1 pseudogene is annotated in these 255 nt (G+C 33.3%); it reads left to right on the forward strand.

The annotated features are described in order from the left end of the window. Positions 1-201 (forward strand): annotated as a pseudogene (locus FUA24_RS01065) (alanine dehydrogenase); the annotation flags it as partial. Positions 202-255 lie beyond the last annotated feature (54 nt).

Here is a 255-nt window from a genome sequence, read left to right on the forward strand (position 1 = left end):
AAAACAGCCTCAGTATCAATAAGTAACATTTTTACACCCTATTTAATGCAAATTGCTGAAGATGGTGGCTTAGAAAATTCATTGCGAATAGACCGTGGTTTAAGAAATGGATTGTATTTTTACCACGGCATTTTAACAAGCAAACCCGTTGGTGAATGGTTTGATTTAAGCTATAACGATGCCAATTTGCTCATTTTTTAAATAGCGCTTACAAAAGTAATACACAATACATGAAATTAATGCAACGTTTAGGCT

The organism is Seonamhaeicola marinus (assembly GCF_008085455.1).